The 19647-nt window shown below is 69.2% G+C and carries 18 protein-coding genes and 2 pseudogenes; 11 read left to right on the forward strand and 9 right to left on the reverse strand.

Annotated features, from left to right (window positions below; genetic code table 11):
• A partial coding sequence (locus C5F48_RS15290) for a ferredoxin:protochlorophyllide reductase (ATP-dependent) subunit N (RefSeq protein ID WP_107664758.1) occupies positions 1–857 on the reverse strand: 857 nt, incomplete at its 3' end.
• Positions 854–1336 (reverse strand): 2-vinyl bacteriochlorophyllide hydratase, encoded by a 483-nt coding sequence (gene bchF, locus C5F48_RS15295; RefSeq protein WP_107664759.1) that lies wholly within the window; start codon positions 1334–1336, stop codon positions 854–856. The genes C5F48_RS15290 and bchF, both read right to left, overlap by 4 nt.
• Positions 1337–1707: 371 nt before the next feature.
• Between bchF and C5F48_RS15300 the strand changes: the two genes are divergently transcribed.
• From C5F48_RS15300 to idi, 8 genes and pseudogenes are all read left to right on the forward strand, one after another.
• On the forward strand, positions 1708–2511 hold the full coding sequence (locus C5F48_RS15300) for a cobalamin B12-binding domain-containing protein (RefSeq protein WP_107664760.1): 804 nt from the start codon (positions 1708–1710) through the stop codon (positions 2509–2511).
• Between the two features lie 49 nt (positions 2512–2560).
• Positions 2561–3976 carry a transcriptional regulator PpsR gene (gene ppsR / locus C5F48_RS15305; RefSeq protein ID WP_107664761.1) on the forward strand — a complete coding sequence of 472 codons (1416 nt, stop codon included), beginning with the start codon at positions 2561–2563 and terminating at the stop codon, positions 3974–3976.
• A 145-nt stretch (positions 3977–4121) separates the two neighbouring features.
• Positions 4122–5909, forward strand: coding sequence for a magnesium-protoporphyrin IX monomethyl ester anaerobic oxidative cyclase (bchE, locus tag C5F48_RS15310; RefSeq protein ID WP_107664762.1), 1788 nt, complete (start codon positions 4122–4124; stop codon positions 5907–5909).
• Positions 5910–5915: 6 nt separating this feature from the next.
• Positions 5916–6539, forward strand: a complete 624-nt coding sequence (bchJ, locus tag C5F48_RS15315; protein WP_107664763.1) for a bacteriochlorophyll 4-vinyl reductase — start codon at positions 5916–5918, stop codon at positions 6537–6539.
• A 72-nt stretch (positions 6540–6611) separates the two neighbouring features.
• Entirely contained in the window at positions 6612–7520 is a 909-nt protein-coding gene (gene chlG, locus C5F48_RS15320) for a chlorophyll synthase ChlG (RefSeq protein WP_107664764.1), read from the forward strand.
• Positions 7517–8800, forward strand: a complete 1284-nt coding sequence (locus C5F48_RS15325; protein WP_107664765.1) for a BCD family MFS transporter — start codon at positions 7517–7519, stop codon at positions 8798–8800. Before chlG ends, C5F48_RS15325 begins: the two co-directional genes overlap by 4 nt.
• A gap of 2 nt (positions 8801–8802) precedes the next feature.
• Positions 8803–9989: pseudogene (locus C5F48_RS15330) on the forward strand (geranylgeranyl diphosphate reductase).
• Entirely contained in the window at positions 9986–10528 is a 543-nt protein-coding gene (gene idi / locus C5F48_RS15335; RefSeq protein WP_245941399.1) for an isopentenyl-diphosphate Delta-isomerase, read from the forward strand. The pseudogene C5F48_RS15330 and the gene idi overlap by 4 nt, the downstream one beginning before the upstream one ends.
• On the opposite strand, the gene bchO is transcribed toward idi, so the two are convergent.
• The 4 genes from bchO to crtA are packed head-to-tail and all read right to left on the reverse strand — an operon-like array spanning position 10529 to position 14908.
• Positions 10529–11389 (reverse strand): alpha/beta fold hydrolase BchO, encoded by an 861-nt coding sequence (gene bchO / locus C5F48_RS15340; protein ID WP_107664767.1) that lies wholly within the window; start codon positions 11387–11389, stop codon positions 10529–10531.
• Positions 11390–11391: 2 nt separating this feature from the next.
• Positions 11392–13077: a magnesium chelatase subunit D gene (locus C5F48_RS15345; protein WP_107664772.1), complete on the reverse strand. Its 1686-nt coding sequence runs from the start codon at positions 13075–13077 to the stop codon at positions 11392–11394.
• The gene (bchI, locus tag C5F48_RS15350; protein WP_107664768.1) at positions 13074–14078 is read right to left on the reverse strand and encodes a magnesium chelatase ATPase subunit I; all 1005 of its coding nucleotides are present in this window, start codon (positions 14076–14078) and stop codon (positions 13074–13076) included. The genes C5F48_RS15345 and bchI overlap by 4 nt, the downstream gene beginning before the upstream one ends.
• The gene (gene crtA / locus C5F48_RS15355; protein ID WP_107664769.1) at positions 14075–14908 is read right to left on the reverse strand and encodes a spheroidene monooxygenase; all 834 of its coding nucleotides are present in this window, start codon (positions 14906–14908) and stop codon (positions 14075–14077) included. Before crtA ends, bchI begins: the two co-directional genes overlap by 4 nt.
• Positions 14909–15036: 128 nt before the next feature.
• On the opposite strand from crtA, the pseudogene C5F48_RS15360 reads away from it, so the two are divergent.
• The 3 genes and pseudogenes from C5F48_RS15360 to tspO all read left to right on the forward strand — a co-directional run bounded on the left by C5F48_RS15360 (position 15037) and on the right by tspO (position 18196).
• Positions 15037–16627 (forward strand): annotated as a pseudogene (locus tag C5F48_RS15360) (phytoene desaturase).
• Positions 16624–17688, forward strand: a complete 1065-nt coding sequence (gene crtB, locus C5F48_RS15365; protein ID WP_107664770.1) for a 15-cis-phytoene synthase — start codon at positions 16624–16626, stop codon at positions 17686–17688. The pseudogene C5F48_RS15360 and the gene crtB overlap by 4 nt, the downstream one beginning before the upstream one ends.
• A 31-nt stretch (positions 17689–17719) precedes the next feature.
• Positions 17720–18196 (forward strand): tryptophan-rich sensory protein TspO, encoded by a 477-nt coding sequence (gene tspO, locus C5F48_RS15370; RefSeq protein WP_107664771.1) that lies wholly within the window; start codon positions 17720–17722, stop codon positions 18194–18196.
• 21 nt (positions 18197–18217) lie between these two features.
• On the opposite strand, the gene C5F48_RS26605 is transcribed toward tspO, so the two are convergent.
• The 3 genes from C5F48_RS26605 to C5F48_RS15380 form a co-directional block, all read right to left on the reverse strand.
• Entirely contained in the window at positions 18218–18322 is a 105-nt protein-coding gene (locus tag C5F48_RS26605) for a carotenoid 1,2-hydratase family protein (protein WP_502525976.1), read from the reverse strand.
• Positions 18315–19094, reverse strand: a complete 780-nt coding sequence (locus C5F48_RS15375; RefSeq protein ID WP_502525977.1) for a carotenoid 1,2-hydratase family protein — start codon at positions 19092–19094, stop codon at positions 18315–18317. The genes C5F48_RS26605 and C5F48_RS15375 overlap by 8 nt, the downstream gene beginning before the upstream one ends.
• Before the next feature lie 35 nt (positions 19095–19129).
• On the reverse strand, positions 19130–19647 hold a 518-nt coding region (locus tag C5F48_RS15380; protein ID WP_181247710.1), incomplete at its 5' end, for a phytoene desaturase family protein.

Consider the following 19647-nt stretch of genomic DNA (forward strand, 5'->3'; position numbering starts at 1 on the left):
TGCGGCGCGGGCGCGGGGGCGGCGGTGACCTGCTCGAAGAGCGCGGGCGGGACGCCGAACTCGGCGGCGACGGCGGCGAGCCAGGCGGTGGTGCCCTCTTCGCCGAATGGGAAGGGCGCCGGGATGTGGCGGGCGCCGCGGCCGATCAGGGCGGCATGGGTGTCGCCGAGGAAGGGCTGGGTCAGGGCGAAGACGGTGTTCGGCCCGACGCCCGGCAGGCCATCGGCGGTGCGGGCGGGCAGGCAGCGGACCGGGCCGATGCAGAGCGCCTTCAAGAGCGCCAGCGCCTGATCCTCGACCACATCGGGCAGCGCGCCGACCAGCAGCAGCTCGCGCGCCGTGGTTGTGGGCAGGGCGGGGACCATGGCGGCGAGGCAGGCGTCTTCGCCCTGGGTGAAGGTCGTCTCGATGCCGGAGCCGCTGTAGTTGTAGACCCTGACCGAAGGCGCGTGCAGCGCCGAGAGCCGCTCGGCCGCGCGGTGCAGGTCGAGCTTGATCACCTCGGAGGGGCAGGAGCCGACGAGGAAGAGCTGGCGGATGTCGGGCCGGCGGGCCAGAAGCCGCGCCACCTCGCGGTCGAGCTCGGCATTGGCGTCGGCGAGACCGGCGAGGTCCTTCTCCTCGAGGATGGCGGTGCCGAAGCGCGGCTCGGCGAAGATCATCACCCCTGCGGCGGACTGCAGCAGATGGGCGCAGGTGCGCGAGCCCACGACGAGGAAGAAGGCGTCCTGCATCTTGCGGTGCAGCCAGATGATGCCGGTCAGGCCGCAGAACACCTCGCGCTGGCCGCGCTCCTTCAGGAGCGGCGTGGTGCGGCAGCCGCGGGCGGGCGGGACGGGAAGCTGGGCGACGGTCATTGCACGGCCTCCAGATCGAGGCGGGCGAGGCGCAGCTTCCAGAGGAACTGCCCGGCGTTGATGACATAGGTGGCGTAGGCGGCCAGCACGATCACCATCTGCCCGGCGGGCGAGACGCTGCCGCTGAACAGCGCCCAGAGATAGGCCGTGTGCAGCGCGATCACCGCGAAGGAGAACACGTCCTCCCAGAAGAAGGCGGGGGCGAAGAGATACTGGCCGAAGACAGTCTTCTCCCAGATCGCGCCGGTGACCATGATGAGATAGAGCAGCGCCGTCTTGACGAGGATCGAGATCGTGGCCGCGGTGTATCCCTCGCCGGTGACGAGGAAATACAGCACCAGCGCCAGCGAGACGGCGAAGGCCAAGAACTGCGCCGGCGCAAGGATGGCCTGCACCAGCGTCCAGGGGGTGGCGTCGCGCCGGGCGCGCTCGGCCTCGGTGTAGAGGCGCTTGCGCGGGGCTTGGGGGGAGAGCTGCATCTTTACCTTTGCCTTCCGCAGAGAAGCCCAAGGACAGGGGCTGCCGATGGCCGAGATTACCGTCTCGATTCCGAAAGTGTCAACTCTAACTTACATGTTTTGCGGCGGATGGGCCGGTTTCGGCTGCGCAAATCGTCGCGGGCAAAAGATGCATTTTTCGCATTAGGTTGATGTAAATCATGTAGTTATTCGTGAATGGCCCTTCAGGCCGATTCCGGAGTGTCAATTTACTTTGACATTTTTTCGGCGCTGTTGGACAGTCGGGCACCAGCGCCCTGGACCGCTTGCGAGCGCCCCTCCCGGACCCGGGCGAAGGCCCGCGGCGGGAGGCGAGGCGCTCCCGGTCCCGGCGCCTTTGCGGAGCGCGGCAGATGCACGACGGTCAGCACAGGGCGATGACGGACCGCGCCGGCGCGGCCCCGTCCGCTTTAACCCACTTCGCCGCCGAAGTCGTCTCCCGGCTGGTGACGCGTGATGTCGCAGCCCCGCCGGTGCTGCGCGAGGCGCTGGTGCTGCAGCTGATGGCGGCGGTGCGCAGCTTCGATCCGCGGCCGCTGGCGCTGTTGAAGGCCGAACTGCGGCGGGCGCGGATCGGGCCGGCGGCGCTGGCGGATCTCTACATCCCCGAGGTGGCGCAGCGGCTGGGGCAGGGCTGGCACGAGGACAGCGCCAGCTTCGCCGAGGTCAGCATCGGCGCTGCCCGGCTGCAGGCGATCCTGCGCGGTCTTGCCGAGGGCTGGACGGCGGATGACGGCGGTGCACGCGACGGGCCCACCGCGCTGGTGCTGATGCCGCCGGGCGAGCAGCACACGCTGGGGGCGATGCTGGCCACGTCGCGGCTGCGCCGTGCGGGCGTGTCGGTCTGCCTGAGGATCGGGCCGGAAGTCTCGGAGCTGAGGGCGCTCTTCGCCCGCAGGGGCTTCGATGCGGTCTTACTTTCGGTTGCAACCACGGATAAACTTGAAGTTTGCGGAAAGTTAGTAAAAACGGTCAAAGACTTCTCGGGCAACAGGGTGCCGGTCGCGGTCGGCGGCGCGGCGCTGGTGGGGAACGGGGAGGCATCGCCATGGCTCGGGGCAGATCTGGGGGCGGATATCGTGACCAGCGACCTCGACGTGGCGCTTCAGGTCTGCGGGCTCACCGCAGGTCCCATCCGCGCGCGACAGCGTGCCTAACATCCGCTGTCCCGCGTTCGGGTAGGCGGCAAGAAGAATCGGTAGCCCCGTGACATCAGACGGCAGACATCTTCTCAACAGCGGCAAGCTCCCGCTCCTCGCACCCGACCTGCTGAGCGAGATCATCTCGACCGCTGCCGACATCTCGCTGCTCGTCTCGGAAGGCGGCCGCATCGAGTCGGTGCTGATCAACCCGCACCACTCCTCCTTCGGCCAGCTTTCGGCCTGGGAGGGGGCGAACATCCAGGACGTGCTGACCAGCGAGAGCCTCGCCAAGTTCAAGCTGAGGCTGGCGACGCTGCAGAGCGGCAAGGGCTCGGTCGCGGTGGAGCTGAACCATGCCGACCACCGCAATTTCGAATTCCCGGTGCGCTATTCCATGCACCGGATCGAGGCCGACCAGTCGGTCTTGATGCTGGGCCGCGACCTGCGCCCGATCGCCGAGGTGCAGCAGCAGCTGGTCTCGGCGCAGCTGGCGATGGAGCGCGACTACGAGACCCAGCGCGAGATGGAGACGCGCTACCGCGTCATCATGGACGTGTCGCGCGACCCGATGCTGCTGATCAGCATGTCCACCGGCCGGATCTCCGATCTGAACCAGGCGGCGGCCGGTCTTCTGGGCGGGGTGCGGCAGGACCTGCTGGGCGCGGCCATCGCGCAGGAGTTCGAGGGCCGGCGGCGCGGCGAGTTCATGGAGACCATGAGCAACCTCGCCGTGGCCGATGCCGCGACGCCGATGGAGCTGACCGCGCGCCGGTCGCAGAAGCGGCTGATGGTGACGCCCAAGGTGTTCCGCGCCGCGGGCGAGCGGCTACTTTTGTGCCAGCTCGACCCGGCGGAGGCGGCGGTGACCACTTCGGACGAGCTGACCGACAATCTGGCGCGGCTCTACCATCAGGGGGTGGACGGTATCGTCTTCACCGACGCCGAGGGCGTGATCCGCGGCGCGAACGAGGCCTTCCTGAACCTGACCGACTCGTCCAGCCTAGCCTCGGTGCGCGGCCGGTCGCTGGCGGATTTCCTCGCCCGCGGCACGGTGGACCTGCGGGTGCTGCTCGACAGTGTCAAGCGGACCGGACAGTTGCGGCTCTACGCCACCCGACTCACCACCGATTTCGCGGGGCAGATTGCCGCAGAGCTGTCGGCGACCTGGCTCGCCGACCGGCCGCAGCCGCTGCTGGTCCTCGTGGTCCGCGACGCCAGCCGGGCCGAGACCCTGCGGCGTCCGGCCGCGCCCGCCGCCGCGCCGGACGAGCCGGCGCGCAACGTGATGGAGCTGGTGGGCAATTCCACCCTCAAGGACATCGTGGCGGAAACCACGGATGTCGTTGAAAAAATGTGCATCGAGACCGCGCTGGAGCTGACCCGCAACAACCGCGTGGCCGCGGCCGAGATGCTGAGCCTGTCGCGCCAGTCGCTTTACGTGAAGTTGCGCAAGTTCGGTCTCTTGAACCGCGACGAATAGGGCGGCCCGCGCGGCCGCCCGTCAGATCCCCCATGCCCCGAGCGCCCCCGCGCCGCCGCCGTCGGTACGAATGGTCGCTTTGACATGTATCAAATTCCCGCAGATCGAAATGTGTCAACTGAACTGGACACAGCGGGAGTCCACCATGCGCATTGTATTCGTTCACCCCAATTACCATTCCGGCGGCGCTGAGATTGCCGGCAGCTGGCCGCCGGCATGGGTTGCGTATCTGGCGGGGGCGCTGAAGAAGAACGGCTTCGACGACATCCATTTCATCGACGCGATGACCGACCACATCTCGCATGACCAGCTGCGCGAGAAGTTCATCGCGCTGAAGCCCGATGTCGTCGCAACCACGGCGATCACCCCCTCGATCTACGAATCCGAGGCGCTGCTGAAGCTGGCGCTGGAAGTCGCGCCGAACGCGCTGCGCGTGCTGGGCGGCATCCACGCCACCTTCATGTTCCGCCAGGTGCTGGAGGAGGCGCCCTGGATCGACGTCATCGTCCGCGGCGAGGGCGAGGAGATCCTCGTCAACCTGATGAAGGCCGTGGAGGAGGGCCGTTACGAGGCCGACAAGCGCGAGATCAAGGGTCTCGCCTTCCTCGACGGCGACGAGATCATCGCCACCCAGGCGGCGCCGACCATCAAGGATCTCGACGGCATCGAGCCGGACTGGTCGATCCTGAACTGGAAGAACTACATCTACACCCCGCTTGGCGTACGCGTCGCCATCCCGAACATGGCGCGCGGCTGCCCCTTCACCTGCTCCTTCTGCTCGCAGTGGAAGTTCTGGCGCGACTACCGGGTGCGCGATCCAAAGAAGGTGGTCGACGAGATCGAGAAGCTGGTGAACGAGCAGGGCGTCGGCTTCTTCATCCTCGCCGACGAGGAGCCGACCATCAACCGCAAGAAGTTCATCGAATTCTGCGAGGAGATGATCGCCCGCGGCCTGCCGGACAAGGTGAAATGGGGCATCAACACCCGCGTCACCGACATCAAGCGCGACAAGGAGCTCTTGAAGTTCTACCGCAGCGCCGGTCTAGTGCACATCTCGCTCGGTACCGAAGCCGCGGCGCAGCTGAAGCTCGACGTGTTCAACAAGGAGACCACGGTCGCCGAGAACAAGGAGGCGATCCGCCTTCTGCGCGAGGCCGACATCTTCACCGAGGCGCAGTTCATCGTCGGTCTCGACAACGAGACCAAGGAGACGCTGGAAGAGACCTACCAGATGGCCTGGGACTGGCAGCCGGATCTCGCCAACTGGGCGATGTACACGCCCTGGCCCTTCACCCCGCTGTTCCAGGAGCTGAAGGATCAGGTCGAGGTCTTCGACTACTCGAAATACAATTTCGTCACGCCGATCATGAAGCCCAAGGCGCTGACCCGCGGCGAGCTGCTCGACGGGGTGATGAACAACTACCGCCGCTTCTACATGAAGAAGGCGCTGTTCCATTATCCCTGGCGCGGGACGGGCTTCCGCCGCCGCTACCTGCTCGGCTGTCTCAAGGCCTTCCTGAAGGCCGGGGTGGGGCGGACCTTCTACGATCTGGGCAAGGCCGGTTACTGGGGGCCGCAGTCGAAGAACAAGGTGGACTTCCACTTCGACGAGACCCGCAAGATCGGCAATGCGCAGATGGCCGACTGGGAGGCCAGCGCCGACAAGGCCGCGAAGGCCGCCGAACGCCGCGAGGCGCTTCGGGCCCAGGGCAAGGAACGCGCGGCCGAGCGCAATGCCGTGGCAGGCCGGGGCGAGGTCCCGATCCTCGCGCCGCTGGCCTGCGGCGGCGGGCGCCAGCAGATGGAGGACCAGCCGGCCATGCCGATGGCCTGCGGCGGCGGCAAGCAGCAGATGGACGAGTTCGATGTGCCGATGAGCGCCCGCGAGGCGAAGGCGGCCGCGGACAGGCCCCTTGTCCGTCCGGCGGAGTGAGCCGCGATGAACGCGCCGAACACCGGGTTGCTGCATCCTGCCGCCCCGGCCGTCTCCCGCATCGGCCCCAACGCCGTGCTGCAGCTCCTGCCGGTGCTCGACCGGGCCTTCGGGCCCGACGCCTCCGGGCAGGCGCTGGCGGCGGCAGGTATCCCACGACCGGGGGCCGATGCGGGGATGCTGCCCGAGATCGGCGTGGCCAGCCTGCACGGGGTGGTGCGCCGGATCTGGCCCGCCGAGGCGCCGCAGCTTCTGCGTGACGCCGGGCTCGGCACGGGCGACTACATCCTCGCCAACCGCATCCCGGGCTTCGCCAAGACGATCATCCGCGCGCTGCCGGCCCGGCTCGGCGCGCGGCTGCTCTGCGCGGCCATCGCCAAGCACGCCTGGACCTTCGTCGGGTCGGGCCGCTTCCGCATCGTGTTGCAGAATCCGCTGGTCTTCGAGATCGCCGCAAATCCGCTGGTGGCGGGCGAGGTCGCGGCCGAACCGCTCTGCCACTGGCATGCCGCCGTCTTCGAGCGGCTGTTTTCCCGGCTGGTCTGGCCGAATGTCGCGGTGCGCGAGACTGCCTGCTGCGCCTGCGGGGCTTCGGCCTGCCGTTTCGAACTGCTGCCGAACGGGCGCTGACGCCCCGGATGCGGCCCCACCGAGCGCGGCAATCCTCTTGCCCGACTCCCCCATGTAGTGTTTAGTTTACACATGAGTGTAAATCTTTCCTTACAAACCCGCTCCATTCCCCAGCCTGCAGCGATGCTGGAGCTGATCAAGCCGATCACCTGGTTCCCGCCGATCTGGGCCTATCTCTGCGGCGCCGTCTCGGCGGGCGTGGGCTTCGGATCGAACTGGCCGATGGTGATCCTCGGCATGGTTCTCGCCGGGCCGATCGTCTGCGGCATGAGCCAGGCGGCGAACGACTGGTGCGACCGCCATGTCGATGCGGTGAACGAGCCCTACCGCCCGATCCCCTCGGGCCGCATCCCGGGCCGCTGGGGCCTGTGGATCGCGCTGGCCATGTCGGTCGTCGCGCTGGCGGTGGGCTGGATGCTGGGGCCCTGGGGCTTCTACGCCACCATGTTCGGCGTGCTGGCGGCCTGGGCCTATTCGGCCGAGCCGGTGCGGCTGAAGCGGTCGGGCTGGTGGGGGCCGGGGTTGGTCGGGCTCTGCTACGAGGGGCTGCCCTGGTTCACCGGCGCCGCCGTGCTGGCGCAGGGCGTGCCGAGCTTCTATGTCGTGACGCTGGCCGCGCTCTATGCCTTCGGCGCGCATGGCATCATGACGCTCAACGATTTCAAGGCGCTGGAGGGTGACCGCCAGCATGGAGTGCGCTCGCTCCCGGTCATGCTGGGGCCGGAGGTCGCGGCCAAGATCGCCTGCACCGTGATGGCGATGGCGCAGCTTCTGGTCATCGCGCTGCTGCTGATCTGGGGCCGTCCGTATCATGCGCTGGCGGTGACGGCGCTGCTGCTGGCGCAGCTTGCCGCCATGCGGGTGATGCTGCGCGATCCCAAGGCCAAGGCGCCTTGGTACAACGGTACCGGCGTCGTCCTATATGTTTCGGGGATGATGGTCTCGGCCTTCGCCATCCGCACGCTGGAGGCGATGCAGTGACGCTCGGCTGGCTCGCCATCTTCCGGCTCGGTCTGGTGCAGATGTGCCTCGGGGCCATCGTCGTGCTCACCACCTCGACGCTGAACCGGCTGATGGTGGTGGAGCTGGCCTTGCCGGCGGTGCTCTCGGGCCTGATGGTGGCGCTGCATTACGCGATCCAGATCACCCGGCCGTCCTGGGGCTACAAGTCGGACACCGGCGGCAACCGCACGGTCTGGATCCTCGGCGGCATGGTCGTGCTGGCGGCGGGCGGTTTTGCCGCGGCTCTGGGTGTGGTGCTGATGCAGACCGCCTTCTGGCCGGGGCTGGCGATCTCCTTCCTCGCCTATGCGCTGATCGGCCTCGGGGCGGGGGCCTCCGGCACCTCACTCCTGGCGTTGCTGGCCACCTGCACCCGGCCCGACCGGCGCGCCGCGGCGGCGACGATCACCTGGCTGATGATGATCTTCGGCATCGCCCTGACGGCAGGCGTCGTCGGCCGGCTGCTTGAACCCTATTCGCCGCGGCTGCTGCTCGAGATCGTCGGCGCCGTCTGCCTCGGCGCGGTGGCGCTGACCGCGCTCGCCGTGTTCCGCATCGAGCGCGGCCTCGTCGCCCGGCCCGAGCCCGATCCGACGCCATTCCGCGAGGGGCTGCGCGAGGTCTGGGCCGAGCCGAAGGCGCGGGCCTTCACCCTCTTCGTCTTCCTGTCGATGACCGCCTATTTCACCCAGGAGCTGATCCTCGAGCCCTATGCCGGGCTGGTCTTCGGCTTCACCCCCGGCCAGTCGACCTCGCTGTCAGGGGCGCAGAACGGCGGGGTGTTCCTCGGGATGCTGGCTGTCGGCATCGGCGCCACCGGGCTGAAGCTGGGCGACCTGCGCGGCTGGGTGATGGTGGGCTGTCTCGGCTCGGCGCTGTCGCTGACCGGCATCGCCCTGCTGGGCCAGACGGGCCTGCCGCTGCTGGTCCCCGCCGTCGTGCTGATGGGCGTGTTCAACGGCATGTTCGCCGTCGCCGCCATCGGCTCGATGATGGCGCTGGCGGGCGAGGGGCGCGGCGCGCGCGAGGGCACCCGGATGGGGCTCTGGGGCGCGGCGCAGGCGGTTGCGGCCGGTTTCGGCGGGCTCGCCGGCGCGGCGGCGGCGGATCTGCTGCGGCTCTGGACCGATGCGCCTTCGGCCTTCGGGTTGGTTTTCCTGGCCGAGGCCGGGCTTTTCGTTGCGGCGGCCCTGATGGCGCTGCGGATCATGGACGGCGGGCGTGTGATGCCCGCCACGCGGCTTGTGCCAGGAGAGTGACCATGGCTTACGATGTTTTCGTGGTGGGCGGCGGCCCTTCGGGGCGACCGCCGCGGATGAGCTGGCCCGCGCCGGCAAGCGCGTGGCGCTTCTGGATCGCGACGGGCGGATCAAGCCCTGCGGCGGCGCGATCCCGCCCCGGCTGATCGCGGATTTCGACATCCCCGACAGCCAGATCGTCGCCCGCATCCGCACCGCGCGGATGGTCTCGCCCAGCGGGCGCAAGGTCGACATCCCGATCGAGGGCGGCTTCGTCGGCATGGTCGACCGCGAGCATTTCGACGAATGGCTGCGCAGGCGGGCGGTGAAATCCGGCGCCCAGCGGCTGACCGGCACCTTCCTCAGGATCGAGCGCGACAGCTTCCATACCTTCGTCATCTGGCGCGACAAGCTGACCGGCGAGGAGCAGCGCAGCGAGACGAAGCTGGTGATCGGCGCCGATGGCGCGCGCTCGGTCGTGGCCAAGGCCGAGGTGCCGGATGGCGACAAGACGCCCTATGTCATCGCCTATCACGAGATCATCAAGGCCCCGCTGGAGGCGACCGGGGTCGATTACGATCCGACCCGCTGCGACGTGATCTACGACGGGCGCATCAGCCCCGATTTCTACGGCTGGGTCTTCCCGCACGGGCCGAACTGCTCGGTCGGCATGGGCACCGGGGTGGACGGGGTGGACCTCAAGGCCTGCACCGCGGCGCTCCGGGTGCAATCCGGGCTCACCGACTGCGAGACGATCCGCAAGGAGGGTGCGCCGATCCCGCTTCGGCCGATGGACCGCTGGGACAACGGCCGCGACGTGGTGCTGGCGGGCGATGCGGCGGGGGTGGTGGCGCCGTCTTCGGGCGAGGGGATCTACTATGCCTTCGTCGGCGGTCAGGTGGCGGCGAAAGCCTGCCTCGCCGTGCTGAAATCCGGCCGCGCCACCGATCTTCAGCTTGCGCGCAAGCTGTTCATGAAGGATCACAAGACGGTGTTCAAGGTTCTGCGCTCGATGCAGGATGCCTATTACCGGGATGACGAGCGGCGCGAGCGTTTCGTCAGCCTGTGCCATGACACCGATGTGCAGAAACTGACCTTTGAGGCTTACATGAACAAGAAACTGGTCAGCGCCCGCCCGATGGCGCATCTCAAGATCGGCGTGAAGAACCTCGCCCATCTGATGCGCCTCGTCTCGCCGGTCTGGACATGAGCAGCGCCGTGGAAATGGTGCCTGCCTGGGTCGATGGTCGCCTGATGCCGGTGGAGAAACTCGAGGCGCATCAGCGCGGTCTGCGGCACATGGCGATCTCGGTCTTCGTCATGTGTGGCGCGAAGGTGCTGATCCAGCGCCGTGCGGCCTCCAAATATCACACGCCCGGGCTCTGGGCCAATACCTGCTGCACCCATCCGCGCTGGGGCGAGGAGGCGGAACACTGCGCCCTCCGCCGCCTGCGCGAGGAGCTGGGGATTTCCGGGTTGGTCACGGTCTTCGCCGATCGCGTTGAATACCGCGCCGAGGTCGGCAACGGGCTGATCGAGCATGAGGTGGTCGATATCTTCCTCGCCGAGGCGACGCTCGACCTGCCGGTGTCGCCCGACCCGGACGAGGTCTGGGAAACCCGCTGGGTGGAGCTGCACGAACTTGCCCGCGAGGTGGAGGCGACGCCGGAGCGTTTCACGCCCTGGCTCCGGATCTACCTCGCCGAGCATATGGAACGGATCTTCGGCAAGCTGCATCTGGTCCAGTAGTCAGAGCTTCTCCGCCAGCCAGGGCAGGATCAGCGCCGCGACCTGCGCGGCGTCTTCCTCATGCGCCAGATGGCCGAGCCGCGGGATCTCGACGTAACGCCCCTGCGGCAACCGCTCCGCCGCCTCGCGCGAAATGCGCGGCGGCACGGTGCGGTCGCCGCCCGAGGCGACGAGCAGCGCCGGCACGTCGATCGCCGGGAAACGGCGGCGTAGCCCCTGCAGATCCCATTGCGCCATCATCGCCAGCGTGCCCTCGACATGCACCGGATCGCCGACCAGCGCCGCATATTGCCGCAGCCCCGCGGCGTCGAGCGTCGATCCGGTCGATCCGATCAGCCGCTCCACCTTGTCGGCGCCGCCGAACAGCGTGGTGAAGATCCGCGGCACGAAGGGGTTCAGCGACAGAAGCTTCGCCACCAGGGGGAACAGCCAGCCCGCCGTGCCCTCGAAGGCCCCGAGCGCGGCGTTGAGACCGATCACCGCGGGGGGCGGCTCGGGCAAGGTCTCGGTCAGCCGCAGCGCCAGTGCCGCCCCGGCGCTGTGGCCGATGATCGCCGCCGGGCGCCAGCCCTGATGGGCGCAGAGCCGGGTGAGATCCTCGGCCATGGCGTCGAGCGAGAAACGCCGCGCCCCGGCCCGGGTGAAGCCCTGGCCCGGCAGGTCGGGGGCGACGATGTGATACTCCGACGCCAGCAGCGGGATCAGCTGGCGCCAGGAATGGGCCGAGCCGCCCGCGCCATGCAGCAGCAGCAGCGTCGGGCCGCTGCCGGTCTCCCACACGCACCACTGATGCGGCGCCGCGTCGATCCGGCGCATCTCGGCGCGGCCCGGCCAGTCCCGCGGCATGCGCGCCAGATCCATCCTCAGTCCCCCAGCGCCTGACCGAGGGCCGCCGACAGCTTGTAGGCATCCGCCCGGGGCAGGGCGAGATAGGGCGCATCCAGCGCCCGGGCCAGCGCCGCGAGCCCGGGTTGCGGCCGGTTCGCCGTGTCGATCACCAACGCGGGCAGGCCCGAGGCGCGGATCGAGGTCGCCAGCTTCTGCGCATCCTCCTCCGCCTGTGCCCGGTTGGCCGAGCCGTCGAGCGCGATATTGCCCCGCCCGTCGGTCAGAAGCGCGATGGTCGGTGTCAGCCCGCGGGCGCGGGCCTGCATTCCCACCGCCAGCGCCATCTGCAAGCCATGCGCCAGCGGCGTCGCCCCACCGCCCGGCAGTCCTGCCAGACGGCGTTTGGTCTGCACCAGGCTGCGGGTCGGCGGCAGCATCAGTTCCGCATCGCGGCCGCGGAAGGCCACCAGCGCCACATGGTCGCGCCGCGCATAGGCCTGCCCCAGCAGCAACTCCACCGCGCCCTTGGCCTCGGCCAGCCGCGCCATGGCGGAGGAGCCGGAGGCATCCACCGCGAAGATCAGCACCCGGTCCGAGGTCTCGCGGAACCGCTTCAGCCGGATGTCGGAGGGGCGCACCAGCAGAACCGCGTCGCTGTTCTGCTGCTTGCGGCGCAGCGGCTGCCAAGGGGCGGCGGCGCGCAGCGTCGCCACAAGGTCGATCCGCGCGCCGGTGCCCAGAAGTCCGGCGCGCGAGGGCAGGGGCCGCCCGCGCCGGTTGCCGCCCTTGGCCGCTCCGGTGCCGCTGGCCCCGCGCGCCATCCGCGCCGCACGACCGGCGGCGAGCTGCGCCAGAAGGTCGGCGGGCAGGGCGGCGCGGGTCGCCTCCACCAGCATCTCCTCGGGGAAAATCTCTTCGCCCTGCTGCTCCTCGGGCGGCGGCTGATCCTCGGGCGGTTCGCTGTCTTCCGGCGGCTCCGGTTCGGGCGGGGATTCCTCGCACGCCGGCAGGGCGCGATGGGCAAAGACCAGATCGCAGGCCCGGCGCAGATCGTCCTCGGTGACGACATCATGCCCCTCCAGCGCCGCCTGCGCCCGGGCGGCGGCCAGCGCCAGCGTCGGCGCGCGCAGGCTGGCGATGCCGAGCTGGGCCGCGACGCGGGCCAAAGTCTCGCCCGCCCGTTCGGGAAGCATGACGTGCGGCAGCCGCGCCCGCGCCTCGGCCAGCCGGTCAGCGTCCAGCGCCGGAGGGCGGGTGTCGGCCGATTGCAGCCCGTCGAGATCGAGGAACAGCCCCAGCCGGTCGATCAGCCCGTTCGGCAGCAGCTCGTCCCGTTCCGCGCCCTCGTCCAGCGCGATCAGGCAGTGCTTCGGCTGATCCAGCGCCGCGCCCAGCCGGGCCGCGAGCCCCGCCGGGCAGCGCTCTGCCATGGCCAGCACCAGCGCCGCGGGCTCGGCCAGGAGCCCCCGCGCGATGACCGGCGCGCCCGAGGCCAGCGTCGCCGCCAGATCGAGCCCGCCGAACAGCGCCTCGTCGCCGATGGTCGGGTGGATGCGGCGCAGCGGCAGCGGCAGCGAGGTCAGCGCCCCGGTCACCAGATCGCGCAGCGGGCTGGCGCGGGCGCGCAGCCACAGGCCCTTCAGCCCGGCGGGATCGACGGCCAGCAGCGCCAGCGCTGCCTCCACCCGTTCCCAGGCGGTGAATGCAGGAGCGGATGTCAGGGCAGCACCTCCGCCACGCAGCGGGCGACACGCGCGCCCGATCCGGCCTCGTCCAGCGGATCGCGCCGCAGCCGGTGGCTCAGCGCCATGCTGGCCACGTCGCGCAGATGCGCGCGGGTCACGGTCGGCGCGGCCTCGAAAGCCGCCTGCGCCCGGGCCGCCCTGAGCAGCGTGAGCTCGCCCCTGAGCCCGTCCGAGCCGAGCGCGATGCAGAGCGCCGCGCAATCGTGCAGCACGGTGTTGGGCGTCTTGAGCTTCGGCAGCGCGGCGCGCGCGGCAAGGATGCGCTCGCGCAGGGTGCCGTCTTCGGCGCCCCATGTCGCCATGAAGCCGTCGAAATCGCTGTCATAGGCGTCGCGGCGCAGGATGACCTCGACGCGGGTCTCGATGTCGCGCGGGCTGCGCACCTCGACCGACAGGCCGAAGCGGTCCAGAAGCTGCGGGCGCAACTCGCCCTCTTCGGGGTTGCCCGAGCCCACCAGCACGAAGCGCGCGGGGTGCCGGATCGACAGGCCCTCGCGTTCGACGACGTTTTCGCCGGATTGGGCCACATCGAGCAGCAGGTCGACGATGTGATCCTCCAGAAGGTTCACCTCGTCGATATAGAGATAGCCCCGATTGGCGCGGGCCAAGAGGCCCGGCTCGAAGGCTTTCTCGCCGCGGGTCAGGGCGCGCTCGATGTCGAGCGCGCCCACGACACGGTCCTCGGTCACGCCGAGCGGCAGATCGACCACGGGGGTCGGTCTTTCCACCAGCCTGCTCGAGGCGACATGCGCCCATTCCGGGCAATCCTCGGGTCTGGCAGAGTTCACCGGGCAACCCTCGACCGCGGTGATCGGCGGCAGCAGGGCTGCCAGAGCGCGGACGGCGGTCGACTTGCCGGTGCCGCGGTCGCCGAACACCAGCACGCCGCCGATGCCCGGGTCGATCGCGGTCAGGACCATGGCCTGCTTCATCTGCTCCTGACCGACGATGGCCGAGAAGGGGAAAGGCTGTTTCATGCGTTCTCTCTACGGCCCGGTTTGCCGGGCTTGCCTTGGGGCTGGAAGGCCGGTTTCGCCGGGGCGGCGGCCGGTTTCGGGGCTTCGGTGACCGGCAGGGGCTTGGGCTCAGGCGCCGGGGCGGCCTCGGCGATCGCGGCGCCGATCGGGTCCTTGCCCTCCCATTTGCCGACAGTGCCGAGGATGCGGAAACGGGCGTAGAGCTCTTCCTTGAACCAGCCCTCGGCGCGCACCGCCTCGATCGCCTTTGCGTGCGGGCCCTCGGCGCGGGCGAAGGCGTCCATCGTCTTGCTGTCGGGCCAGACCGAGAAGGTCACCTGCTGCACGAAGGGCACCTCGCCGATGCCGATCTTGAACTTCACATTGGCATCCTTGCCGATGGCGTTCGAGATCGCCGGCTCGCGGCCCCAGAAGCGTTCGGCCTTCCAGAACTTCACCGTGGCCCGGGTCAGGGCGGCGATAGGCCGCATGTCCGGTTCGGCTTTTTGCGCCTCGAAAGGCTCCTTCATGTCCCATTTGCCCCGTGCGCTCGTCGGCGACAGCAGCACGGTGTAGCTTTCGTCGGCGATCCGGTGCCAGCGCGCGTAGATCGGCGAATCGACGGTCTGCTTGCGCGCGGTCTCCTCGTCGGGCCAGACCGAGAGGATGGCCCAGACGTTCCAGTTCGGCTTCGGGGTGAAGCCCTGACCGGTGCCGGAGCCGAACATCTTCCAGAATTTAGCCTTCGGCATATGGTGCATGCCCAGCGCGTTGGCGGTCATCTGGCCGATGACCCAGAGGCGCTTCTCGAAGCTCTCAAAGCGGAAGAAGCTGAGCGTGACAGTCTGCATGTGTTTTCCTCCTGCAGAAACGGGTAAAGCCGATACAACATCTAACCTTGCCCGGCCGACATTAGTCCCGAAGTCGCACCCGTCTCAAGGACGATTGTAAATCGAACTAGACAGTATATTGTGCGGATATGTTGACAGATCAGCCTCTGCGCCCCGCCCGAACCCCGAACGCCACCACCGCTGGCGCCAACCATGCCATCGTGATCGGGGCCGGGATGGGGGGGCTTGCCTCCGCCATGCGCCTCGGGGCGAAGGGCTGGAAAGGTGACGGTCATCGACAAGCTCGACATGCCCGGCGGGCGCGGCTCGTCGATCAGCCAGAACGGCCACCGCTTCGATCTGGGGCCGACCATCGTCACCGTGCCGCAGGTGTTCCGCGAGCTCTGGTCGGCCTGCGGGCGCGACTTCGACGCCGATGTCGACCTGCGCCCGATGGACCCGTTCTACGAGATTCGCTGGCCCGATGGCTCCACCTTCACCGCGCGGCAGTCGACCGAGGCGATGCGGGCCGAGGTGGCGCGGCTCTCGCCCGGCGATCTCCCGGGCTATGACCGCTTCCTCAAGGACAGCGAGCGGCGCTACTGGTTCGGCTTCGAGGATCTGGGGCGGCGGTCGATGCACAGGCTCTGGGATCTGATCAAGGTGCTGCCGACCTTCGGCATGCTCAGGGCCGACAAGTCGGTCTATGCCCATGCCGCCGCCCGGGTGAAGGATGAGCGGCTGCGGATGGCGCTGTCCTTCCACCCGCTTTTCATCGGCGGCGACCCGTTCCATGTCACCTCGATGTATATCCTCGTCAGCCACCTCGAGAAGCAGTTCGGCGTGCATTACGCCATGGGTGGCGTGGCGGCGATCGCCGAGGCGATGGCCAAGGTGATCGAGGGGCAGGGCGGCAGCCTGCGGCTGAAGACCGAGGTGGACGAGATCGTCGTCGAGAAGGGCGTGGCCAAGGGCGTGCGGCTCGGCACGGGCGAGGTGATGCCGGCGGCGCTCGTCGTCTCCAACGCCGATGCGGGCCACACCTACACCCGGCTCCTGCGCAACCTGCCGCGCAAACGCTGGACCGACAACCATGTCGCCAGCCGTCGCTGGTCGATGGGGCTCTTCGTCTGGTATTTCGGCACCAAGGGCACGGCAGGCCGCTGGAAGGACATCGGCCACCACACCATCCTCAACGCGCCGCGTTATCAGGGGCTCTGCGACGACATCTTCATCAAGGGCAAGCTGGCCAAGGACATGAGCCTCTACCTGCACCGCCCCTCGATCACCGATCCCTCGGTCGCGCCGGAAGGCGACGACACCTTCTATGCGCTCTCGCCGGTGCCGAACCTGAAGTTCGACAACGGGGTGGATTGGGACCGCGAGGCCGAGCCCTATCGCCAGAGCGTCGAGACCGTGCTGGAGCAGTATATGCCCGGCATCGGCGAGACGATCAGCGCCTCGCTGGTCTTTACCCCGAACCAGTTCCGCGACCGCTACCTCAGCCCCTTCGGCGCCGCGTTCTCGATCGAGCCGCGCATCCTGCAATCGGCCTGGTTCCGCCCGCACAACGTCTCGGAGGAGGCCAAGGGCCTGTTCCTCTGCGGCGCGGGCACCCATCCCGGCGCGGGCCTGCCCGGCGTCGTCGCCTCCGCCGAGGTTCTGGGCAAGCTTGCCCCCGACGCACCCGGCTTCACCGCCACCCGCTCCGCCCCGGACCTGAGGCTCGCTGCAGAATGATCGACCCCAATGACCTCGCGGCCTGCCGCGAGATGATCCGCACCGGCTCGCTGTCCTTCCACGCAGCGTCGAAACTGCTGCCCGCCGCGGTGCGCGATCCGGCGCTGGCGCTCTATGCCTTCTGCCGCGTCGCCGATGATGCGGTGGACGAGGCGGTGGGCTCCGGCCATGCCGAGGATGCCGAGGTGAAGGCCCGCGCTGTCCTGTCGCTGCGCGACCGGCTGGAGCTGGTCTATGCGGGCCGCCCGCGCAACGCCCCCGCCGACCGCGCCTTCGCGCAGGTGGTGGAAGAGTTCGACATGCCCCGCGCCCTGCCGGAGGCCCTGCTGGAGGGGCTGGCCTGGGATGCGGTCGGCAAGACCTATGACACGCTGTCGGGGGTGCTCGACTATTCCGCCCGCGTCGCCGCCGCGGTGGGGGCGATGATGTGCGTGCTGATGCGGGTGCGCGAGGCCGATGCGCTGGCGCGGGCCTGCGATCTGGGTCTCGCGATGCAGCTGACCAACATCGCCCGCGACGTCGGCGAGGATGCCCGCTCCGGCCGGGTCTACCTGCCGCGCGACTGGATGGAGGCGGAGGGGCTCAGCCCCGAGGCCTTCCTCGCCAATCCCGTCGCCTGCGACCGCATCCGCCGCGTCACCGCCCGGCTGCTGGCCGAGGCCGACCGGCTCTACCAGCGCTCCGAGGCGGGGGTGACGGCGCTGCCTCTGGCCTGCCGCCCCGGCATCTATGCCGCGCGCTACATCTATGCCGGGATCGGCGGCGAGGTGGCGCGGCACGGCTATGACAGCGTGAGCGGGCGCGCCCATACCGGCAAGGCGCAGAAGCTGGGCTGGCTGCTCCTGTCGGCCACCCGCGCCGCCGCCTCGCCCTTCGGCCCCGCCTTGGCGCAACTGCATGCCGCGCCGGAGCCCGAGGTCGCCTTTCTGGTGAGCGCCGCCGCCCGCAGCCGGGCGCATCGCGGGCGCAGCGAGGCCTTGCTGTCGGTTTTGGCGCAACTTGAAGCACAAGACCGGCTTTTGTCGCGGCAAAGACTGGGGAACCGCTCACGGGCGGTCTAGGTTGTGCGCGAGTAACCTTGGAGTATCGGTCATGATGATGGACTGGGGGCTTTTCCTCACCTTTCTCGCTGCCTGCGCAGCACCTGCCACCACCGGCGCGATGATGAAGCCGGACGAGTGGTACGACAACCTGAACAAACCCGTCTGGAACCCGCCGCGCTGGGTCTTCCCGGTGGCCTGGACCTCGCTTTACTTCCTGATGAGCCTTGCCGCGATGCGCGTGGCGCAGCTGCCCGACTCGGGGCAGGCGCTGGCCTTCTATGCGGTGCAGATCGCCTTCAACACGCTCTGGACCCCGGTGTTCTTCGGGCTGAAGCGGATGGCCTCGGCGCTGGTCGTGGTGATCGTGATGTGGATCGCGGTGGCGGCGACGATGTGGTCGTTCTTCCAGCTCGACACCTGGGCCGGGGTGATGTTCGTGCCCTATCTGATCTGGGCCACCGCGGCGACCGGCCTCAACTTCGAGGCGATCCGGCTGAACCGCGCGCTGCCCGAGGCGCGGGCCTGATCGGTCTTTCGGCGGCGGCGCTCAGCCGTCGCCGAAGCGCCATCCCGCCCGCCGCGGCACCCTGACCGCCAGCATCGGCATCAGCAGCGGTGAGGCAAAGCGGCGCAGGTCGAGCGCCTCATGCACCCCAACCGTCCGCTCGCCGTCGATCGTCGTCTCGACCAGCGCCCGGGTGTAGAAGGGCGGCGTCCAGCATCGGCATGACCTGACGCGGCTTCGTGCCGGGATCGGCGGGGGTGTGCCGCTCCACCAGCCAGCCGCTGCGGGCAAAGCGCGCGGCGGGCGGCGGCTGGATCATCCGCGCCTCGCCATCCGCCGTGACATGCAGGCCGATCTCCAGCCGCGATCCGTCCTTGCGCGTCGCGTCGTAGAAACAGGCGGCGCCGTCCGACACCGGGTAGCGCCCCCATGTCCAGAACCGGAAATCCGCCTCCAGCGCCGCATTGCCGAAATTGGCGTCGAGATAGCCATGCCCCTGCCAGCGGTGGCCCTGCGTCAGATCGACCTCGATCCGGCAGGTCGGCGCGAAGGGCCGCCAGACATGTGCGCCATCCTCGGTCAGCGCCACCTCGACATCGGTCAGCCCCTGCGGCGTCAGCACGATCCGCCCCCGGACCGCCGAAACCCGGGGCAGGGCGCTCACCTCGTTCACCTCGACGATCAGCTGCCGCCCGGTCCAGCGCATCGAGCTGGGGCCGACCGTCAGCCGCTCGTCGCTCTGCCGCAGCGCCGCCCGGCCACGGTCGGTCATGGTGAAACGCCCGCCGGGGCCGTAGGTCACGACGTTGAGGCAGCAATGGTCCTGCGGCTCCCGCCGGCCCGACCAGCGGTACCATGGCGAGAAGACCGAGCCGATGAAGCCGATGACCGAGACGGCCTTGTCGCCCTCGTCCGACACGCCGTCGAGATACCACCAGGCGTATCCGTCCGGCGCTACCTGGACGCTGAAGCAAGGTCCGCCAGAATCGCCTCGGCCGCGTGCCTGCCGGAGAGGGCCGCCATCGGCACCCCCGCTCCCGGATGCGCGCCCCCGCCCGCCAGATAGAGCCCCGGCAGCGAGGTCCGGGCCAGCGGTCGCCGGAGCGAGGCCAGCGCCCCGTGCGGGCTCAGCCCGTAGAGCGAGCCCTGCGAGCCCGGGAACATCCGGGCGAACCCCGTCGGGGCGGTCAGGCATTCCGGCCCCGGCAGCGGAACGAAGTTCAGGCCGAAGCGGCTCAGCCGGTCGAAGGTTCTGGTGCGGCACTGGCGGTCCTCCTCCGGCTGCAGGGGCTGGCCCGGCGGCGCGTTCATGATGATCTCGAAGCGCTCCGGCCCCGTGGGTATCGTGCCCCCGGATCGGTCCTCGGCGCAGAGGTAGAGTGTCGGATCGGCGGGCATCTGGCCACGCAGGATCGGCCCGAACTCCTGCGCCTGATCGTCGCCGAAGAACAGGTTGTGATGCACCAGCGGCA

Source organism: Cereibacter changlensis JA139 (genome assembly GCF_003034985.1).
In the GTDB taxonomy this organism is placed as follows: domain Bacteria; phylum Pseudomonadota; class Alphaproteobacteria; order Rhodobacterales; family Rhodobacteraceae; genus Cereibacter; species Cereibacter changlensis.